Here is a 7,483-nt window from a genome sequence, read left to right as displayed (position 1 = left end):
CAGGCGGCGGCGAGCTGGCGGTAGGCGTTGATCATCACGACCGGGTCGTTGTGCTTGACCGAGATCTTGATGTCGCGGAAGTCGTGCTCCTCGAACAGCGAGCACTCCCAGAGCGCGGACTCGACCAGCGCCTCGGGGGTGGCCCGGCCGTACTTCTCCAGCAGGCGCTTGTCGAGCGAGCCGGCGTTGACGCCGATCCGGATCGGGACGCCGGCGTCCTTGGCGGCCTTGGCGATCTCGCCGACCTTGTCGTCGAAGGCCTTGATGTTGCCCGGGTTGACGCGGACCGCGGCGCAGCCGGCGTCGATCGCGGCGAAGACGTACTTCGGCTGGAAGTGGATGTCCGCGATGACCGGGATCTTCGACTTCTTGGCGATGATCGGCAGCGCGTCGGCGTCGTCCTGCGACGGGCAGGCCACCCGGACGATCTGGCAGCCGGACGCGGTCAGCTCCGCGATCTGCTGCAGCGTGGCGTTGATGTCCGCGGTCACCGTGGTGGTCATCGACTGCACGGAGACGGGCGCGTCACCACCGACCGGAACGTTGCCGACCATGATCTGCCGGGAGTAACGGCGCTTGGCGAGCGGCTTGAGCGGCAGGGACGGAATACCGAGCGAGATCGCGGTCATGTGCGCAGGGTTCCCCGGGGTTGAGGTGAGATCGGTCCGGCCGTTCGGGAAGGCCGGGGCCGGGCGTGCGGACGAACGCGCACCCGGCCCCCAACGGTACGGCACGGTGGTGGGCTTGGGCACACCAGCCGTACCCGCACCCTCAGCTGATCTTGACGGGGTTCACCAGGTCGGCGACCAGGACGAGCAGGGTGAAGCCGATGAAGATGCTGGCCACCACGTAGGCGAGCGGCATCAGCCGGGCCACGTCGAAGGGCCCCGGGTCGGGCCGCTTGAACAGCTGCGCGAAACGCCGGCGGACCGACTCCCAGAGCGCGCCCGCGATGTGGCCGCCGTCCAGCGGCAGCAGCGGCAGCATGTTGAACAGGAAGAGCGACAGGTTGATGCCGGCCAGCAGGTTCACGAAGAACGCGATCCGCTGGCTGCCGGGGATGTCGAGGGAGAACACCTCGCCGCTCACCCGGGCGGCGCCGACCATGCCGATCGGCGAGTCCGGGTCGCGCGGCGCGTCGTCCACGACGGCGTTCCACAGCCCCGGGATCTTGCCGGGCAGCGCGACCAGCGACTTCACCCCGTTCTCGGCCATGTCGTACATCCGGTCGACGGACTGGCCGAAGCCCAGCTGGACGACCCCGCTCGTGGGGGTGAACCCGAGGAACCCGGCCTGCACGGTCTGGCCCTTCACCGGGAGGTTGTTGCCGTCGTACTTCTGCACGTCGTTGACGGCGATGGTGGGCGTGAGCGTCACCCGCGTGCCGTCGCGGTCGACCACGACCGGCACCGTCCGCCCGGCCGACCTGCGGATGTCCGCCTGGAGCTGCTCGTAGTCGCGGATCCGGTCACCGTCGAAGGAGACGACCTTGTCACCGGGCTTCAGCCCGGCCTGGGCGGCCGGCGTCAGCGGGGCGCCCGCCGGGCAGGTGTCGGTGGGCTGGCCGGCCTTGACGACGCACTGCGCGACCGTGCCGATCGTCGGCACCGGCATGTTGACCCCGAAACCCATCAGGTAGGTCAGGAACAGCCCGAACGCCAGGACCAGGTTCATGAACGGGCCCGCGAACATCACGATGACGCGCTTCCACGGCTTGCGCGTGTAGAACAGCCGGTGCTCGTCGCCCTCCTGGAGCTCCTCGTACGAGGCCTCCCGGGTGTCCTCGATCATCGTCCGGAACGGCGAGCTGCTGCGCTTGGTGATCCGCCCGTCCTCGCCGGGCGGGAACATCCCGATCATGCGGATGTACCCGCCCAGCGGGATCGCCTTGAAGCCGTACTCCGTCTCGCCCTTCTTCCGGGACCAGACGGTCGGGCCGAAGCCGACCATGTACTGCGGCACCCTGATGCCGAACAGCTTGGCCGTGGAGAGGTGGCCCAGCTCGTGCCAGGCGATCGAGATCAGCAACCCGACCGCGAAGACCAGGATGCCGACCACCGTCATCACCGTTGCCACCGATGCTCCTCCGTCATGCCGCTCCGCCGTCGTCCTGTCCTACCGGATACCACCGCGGTCTGTCACCGGCCGCGGCGCCGGGTCCGTCAGCCCGCCGCCAGCTCGCGGGCCCGGGCGCGTGCCCAGTCCTCCGCGTGCAGGACGTCCTCGACCGTCAGGGAAGTTCCCGCCGCGGGCGTTCCGTGCTCGGCCACGACCTTGGCAACAGTGTCCACGATCCCCGTGAAGGCGAGGCGGCCGTTCAGGAAGGCGTCCACGCACTCCTCGTTCGCCGCGTTGAAGACGGCCGGGACGGTGCCGCCCAGCGAGCCCGCCTCGCGGGCCAGCTCCACCGCCGGGAAGGCCTCGTTGTCCAGCGGGAAGAACTCCCAGGTGGCCGCCTTGGTCCAGTCGCACGCGGGCGCCGAGTCCGGGACCCGGTCCGGCCAGCCGATGCCCAGCGCGATCGGCATCCGCATGTCCGGCGGGCTGGCCTGGGCCAGCGTGGAACCGTCCGTGAACTCCACCATCGAGTGCACCACCGACTGCGGATGGACCACGACCTCGATCCGCTCGAACGGCACGTCGTACAGCAGGTGCGCCTCGATCACCTCCAGGCCCTTGTTGACCAGGGTGGCCGAGTTGATCGTCACCACCGGGCCCATCGCCCAGGTCGGGTGCGCCAGCGCGTCCTGCGGGGTCACGCCCGCCAGCTGCTCGCGGCTGCGGTTGCGGAACGGGCCGCCGCTGGCGGTGACCACCAGCTTGCGGACCTCCGCCCGGGTCCCGCCGGCCAGCGCCTGGAACAGCGCGGCGTGCTCGGAGTCCACCGGCACGATCTGCCCGGGCTTCGCGACCGCCTTCACCAGCGGGCCGCCGACGATCAGCGACTCCTTGTTGGCCAGCACCAGCACCCGGCCCGCCTCCAGCGCGGCCAGCGTCGGGCGCAGGCCGATCGAGCCGGTGATGCCGTTCAGCACCGAGTGGCACTGCGTCGCGGCCAGTTCGGTGGCCGCGTCCGGGCCCGCCAGCACGGCGGGCAGCGGCCGGCCCGCGGCCTTCGCCGCCAACGCCTCGCGCAGCGCCGGCTCGGCCGCCGGGTCGGCGACCGCCACGGTGTGCACGCCCAGCTCAAGCGCCTGCTCGGCCAGCAGCTCCACCCGGCCGCCCGCCGCCGACAGGGCGACCACGCGGAACCGGTCCGGGTTGCGGCGCACCACGTCGATGGCCTGGGTGCCAATCGAACCGGTGGAACCGAGGATCACCAGCTCCCGGGGGACGGAAGGGTCCTTCACCACGGGGGTGAAGCGCAGCTGCGGGTGCGCGAGCGAAGTCATGCGCCCATTGTGTCCTGCCCGCGGGCCTCCCCAGGACGCCGGTCCGTGCTCCCGCTACCGTCGGAGCCATGCGTACCGTCATCGCCGGGGGCCACGGACAGATCGCGCTCAAGCTGGAACGGCTGCTCGCCGAACGCGGCGACCGGCCCGCCGGGATCATCCGCCGCCCCGAACAGGCCCCGGACCTGGTGGACGCCGGCGCCGAGCCGCTGCTGCTCGACCTGGAGGCCGCCACCGCCCCCGAACTCGCCCAGGTGCTGGCCGGCGCCGACGCCGTGGTCTTCGCCGCCGGCGCCGGGCCGGGCAGCGGCGCCGGCCGCAAGAACACCGTCGACCGCGACGCGGCCGTCCTGCTCGCCGACGCCGCCCGGCTGGCCGGCGTCCGGCGCTACCTGATGATCTCCTCGATGGGCGCCGACGCCGGCGCGACGTACCCCGCCGACCCGGTCTTCGAGACCTACCTGCGGGCCAAGGGCGCCGCCGACGACGCCGTCCGGGCGAGCACCGCGCTGGAGTGGACGGTGCTGCGCCCCGGCAGGCTCACCGACGGCCCCGGCACCGGCCTGGTCCGGCTCGCCCCGTCCGTCGGGCGCGGAGCGGTGGACCGGGCCGACGTGGCCGCCGTGCTGGCCGCGCTGCTGCACGAGCCGGGCACCGCCGGGCAGACCCTGGAACTGGTCTCCGGCAACGCCACCGTGGCCGAGGCCGTCGCGGCGGCCGCCGGGCACGGCTGAACCGCTCCCCGTCCCCTCCCGGACACGGTCCCGTCCCGGACACGCCGAGGGGCCCGGCCACCGCTCCGCGCGGTACCGGGCCCCTCGACGCTCGTCCTACGCTCGTCCTAGAGGTCCAGGCCGGTGAGGACCAGGACCTTCTCGACGGTGTAGTCGTCCATCGCGTACTTGACGCCCTCGCGGCCGACGCCGGAGTCCTTGACACCGCCGTACGGCATCTGGTCGGCGCGGTAGGACGGGGCGTCACCGATGATCACGCCGCCGACCTCCAGCTCCCGCTGGGCGCGGAAGGCGGTCTGCAGGTCACGGGTGAAGACGCCCGCCTGCAGGCCGAAGTCGGAGTCGTTGACGGCGGCGAAGGCCTCGTCGGTACCGTCCACCTTGTGCAGCGACAGGACCGGGCCGAACACCTCGGCCTTGGCCAGGATCGCGTCGGCCGGCAGGTCGGCCAGCACGGTCGGGGCGTAGGTCGCGCCCTCGCGGGTACCGCCGGTCAGCACCTTGGCGCCCTTGGCGACGGCGTCGTCCACCCAGGACTCCACCCGCTTGGCGGCGTTCTCGTCGACCAGCGGGCCGACGTCGGTGGCGTCCTCGTTCGGGTCACCGGTGACCTGGGCCCGGACCTTGGCGACGACCTTCTCCACCAGCGCGTCGTAGACGGACGCGTCGGCGATCACGCGCTGCACCGAGATGCAGGACTGGCCGCCCTGGTAGTTGGCGAACATCGCGATCCGGGTGGCGGCCCAGTCCAGGTCGGCCTCGGAGGACCAGTCGGCGAGCACCACGGCCGCGGCGTTGCCGCCCAGCTCAAGGGTGGTGTGCTTGCGCGGCACCGAGTCCATGATCTGGTAGCCGACCTTGTCCGAACCGGTGAAGGAGATCACCGGCAGACGCGGGTCCTGCACCAGGGCGGGCATCCGGTCGTTCGGCACCGGCAGGACGCTCCAGGAACCGGCCGGCAGGTCCGTCTCGGCCAGGATCTCGCCCAGCACCATCGCCGAGAGCGGGGTGGCCGGAGCCGGCTTGAGGATGATCGGGGCGCCGACCGCGATCGCCGGGGCGACCTTGTGGGCGACCAGGTTCAGCGGGAAGTTGAACGGGGCGATGCCCAGCACCACGCCACGCGGGAACCGGCGCACCACCGCGAAACGGCCGACGCCGCCCGGGTCGGTGTCCAGCCGCATGGTCTCGCCGTTGGTCCGGCGGGCCTCCTCGGCCGCCCAGCGGAAGACGGAGACGGCACGGCCGACCTCACCGCGGGCCCACTTGATCGGCTTGCCGTTCTCGGCGGTGATCAGCCGGGCGATCTCCTCGGTGCGCTCGGCCAGGCGCTTGGCCACGTGGTCCAGCGCGGCGGCGCGCACGTGCGCGGGGGTCGCGGCGAACACCGGAAGCGCGGCGACGGCGGCGTCCAGCGCCTCCTCGACCTGGGCCTCGGTCGGCACGCTGACCTTGCCGACCAGGCGGCCGTCCCAGCTGTTGTGCACCTCGAAGTCGGCGTCGCCGCTAGCCCGGCGGCCGGCCAGCCAGAATTCGTACGTGGTGGTCACCGTGGTACCGGCCCTCTCCTCGTCGTCCTCACGGCCCCACGGACGTGGGACCTGGAACCGAGGGTAGGGCGGCGGCGCACCGACCCGGATTGGCCACGAAGTAGCGTTCGCCCGGGCAGGCACTCCACGGCGTCCAGCCCGGGGATTTATTCCTCGCCGGAGCGCCGGGGATCCGTTCCTCGCGGGAGCGCCGGGGAACTACTCCTCGCCGGAGCGCAGCGCCAGCCAGAGCTCCATCCGCACGTCGGTGTCGTCCAGCGAACGCCCGAGCAGCTCCTCGACCCGCCGCATCCGGTACCGCAGGGTGTGCCGGTGCACGCCCAGGTCGGCGGCGGCCGCGTCCCACTGACCGTGTCTGGACAGCCAGGCGCGCAGTGAGGCCACCAGGTCACCGCGCGCCGTACGGTCGTGCTCCCGCAGCGGACGCAGCAACCCCTCCGCGAACGCCGTCACCGCGTCCTCCCCGAGCAGCGGCAGCAGCGAACCCGCCCCCACCTCCTCGTGGTCCACCGACCGGCGGCCGCCGCGCAGCGCCACCGCCAAGGCCCGCTCGGCCTGCGCGTGCGCCGTCCCCGCCTCCTCCAGCGCGGCCGGCGCCGAGACGCCCAGCGACAGCCCCTCGTGCTCCTCCACCACCCCGAGACAGGCCCGGTGCACCGCACCGTTGTCCAGCGCCAGCACCATCAGCCGCTCCCCGTGCGCACCGTCCTCCCGCGCCACCAACAGCTTCTCGCCCACCCGGGCACCGGCCTGCTCGGCCCGGTCACCCAGCTCGCCCAGCGCCTCCGCGGCGTCCACGCCCTGCCCGGCGCCCGCCACCATGACCCGGACCGTCCCCTCCGGCAGCCCGCCGAACAGCCCCGCAGCCACCTGCCGGGCCGTCGCCACCTCACCCGCCAGCACCATCCGCAGCAGCGCCGCACCCATCCGCTCCTCCGCCTGCCGCAGCTCCCGCGAGCGCTCCAGGGTGAGGGTCAGCAGCGCCACCGCCGCGTTCAGCACGTACCGCTCGGTCGGCGTGATCCGGTCCTCGGTCCCCACCGCCAGGAAGCCCCGGGCCCGCCGGTCCGCCCCCAGCGACTGGACCACCACGTAGTCCTCGTCCGCCGTGTCTATCCCCGGCGCCCGCCCCTGCAGCGCGGCGCTCGACGGCGCCGGCCGGCGACGCAGCCGGTCCACCTCGGCCGCCAGCCGCCCCGCCCGGCGCGCCGCCCAGTCCGGCGCCACCACCGACAGCGCACCCGACCCGTCGTACAACGCCGCCCAGCCACCGAGCCGCGCCGCCAGCCGGCGCACCACCGCGGTGGTGCCGTCCTTGCCCAGCGCCGCCCGGGTCAGCTCCTCCTGCGCCTCGAAACTGGTCGTCACCGCCTCGTACTGCTCGGCCGCCAGCGCCGCCGACACCACCTTGCTGATCGCGATGAACGGCGTCGGCTCGGGCACCCGCAGCAGCGGCAGTCCCCGCTGCGCCGCCGCGTCCACCAGCGGCTGCGGCACCTCCGTGTGCGACAACCCGACGCCCAGCCCCAGCCCCACCACGCCCGCGTCGGCCAGCCGGTGCACGTACGCCTGCAGCTGGGCGGCGGTGCGGCCCAGCTTGATGCCGGTGGTGAGCAGCAGCTCGCCACCCTCGAGGAACGGCGTCGGGTCGTCCAGCTCGCTGGTGTGCACCCAGCGGACCTGCCGCTCCAGGTGGTCCGCACCGGCGAGAACCGTCAGATGGAGCGAGGTGTTGCGGACGACGGAGGCGAGTGTGGGAGGCATGGCACCTTCGAGGGAACGACCTGACCGCGCCGTTGCGGCCGGG

At 73.0% G+C, this 7,483-nt stretch carries 6 protein-coding genes; 1 reads left to right on the top strand and 5 read right to left on the bottom strand.

All coding sequences use genetic code 11. From position 1 onward, the window contains the following. The 3 genes from C2142_RS40350 to dxr all read right to left on the bottom strand — a co-directional run. Positions 1-629 (bottom strand): flavodoxin-dependent (E)-4-hydroxy-3-methylbut-2-enyl-diphosphate synthase (locus C2142_RS40350; protein WP_241002776.1); only part of this gene is annotated, 629 nt, incomplete at its 3' end. 142 nt (positions 630-771) lie between these two features. Then, positions 772-2,076, bottom strand: a complete 1,305-nt coding sequence (locus C2142_RS25410; protein ID WP_148645093.1) for a M50 family metallopeptidase — start codon at positions 2,074-2,076, stop codon at positions 772-774. Between the two features lie 86 nt (positions 2,077-2,162). Then, positions 2,163-3,392 (bottom strand): 1-deoxy-D-xylulose-5-phosphate reductoisomerase, encoded by a 1,230-nt coding sequence (dxr, locus tag C2142_RS25405; RefSeq protein WP_148645092.1) that lies wholly within the window; start codon positions 3,390-3,392, stop codon positions 2,163-2,165. 68 nt (positions 3,393-3,460) lie between these two features. On the opposite strand from dxr, the gene C2142_RS25400 reads away from it, so the two are divergent. After that, the gene (locus C2142_RS25400; protein ID WP_148645091.1) at positions 3,461-4,126 is read left to right on the top strand and encodes an NAD(P)-binding oxidoreductase; all 666 of its coding nucleotides are present in this window, start codon (positions 3,461-3,463) and stop codon (positions 4,124-4,126) included. A 107-nt stretch (positions 4,127-4,233) separates the two neighbouring features. On the opposite strand, the gene C2142_RS25395 is transcribed toward C2142_RS25400, so the two are convergent. Both C2142_RS25395 and C2142_RS25390 read right to left on the bottom strand, forming a co-directional pair. After that, positions 4,234-5,676: an aldehyde dehydrogenase family protein gene (locus tag C2142_RS25395; protein ID WP_148645090.1), complete on the bottom strand. Its 1,443-nt coding sequence runs from the start codon at positions 5,674-5,676 to the stop codon at positions 4,234-4,236. Between the two features lie 198 nt (positions 5,677-5,874). After that, positions 5,875-7,440, bottom strand: coding sequence for a PucR family transcriptional regulator (locus C2142_RS25390; RefSeq protein WP_148645089.1), 1,566 nt, complete (start codon positions 7,438-7,440; stop codon positions 5,875-5,877). Between the last annotated feature and the right edge of the window lie 43 nt (positions 7,441-7,483).

This window comes from Streptomyces sp. CB01881 (assembly GCF_002953255.1).
Classification (GTDB): domain Bacteria; phylum Actinomycetota; class Actinomycetes; order Streptomycetales; family Streptomycetaceae; genus Kitasatospora.
This window is presented reverse-complemented; position numbering and strand designations above follow the sequence as displayed.

Excerpts from the sequence above, each read along its gene's own strand:
- dxr (WP_148645092.1), bottom strand. The coding sequence starts at position 3,392 with ATGACTTCGCTCGCGCACCCGCAGCTGCGCTTCACCCCCGTGGTGAAG.
- C2142_RS25400 (WP_148645091.1), top strand. The coding sequence starts at position 3,461 with ATGCGTACCGTCATCGCCGGGGGCCACGGACAGATCGCGCTCAAGCTG.
- C2142_RS25390 (WP_148645089.1), bottom strand. The coding sequence starts at position 7,440 with ATGCCTCCCACACTCGCCTCCGTCGTCCGCAACACCTCGCTCCATCTG.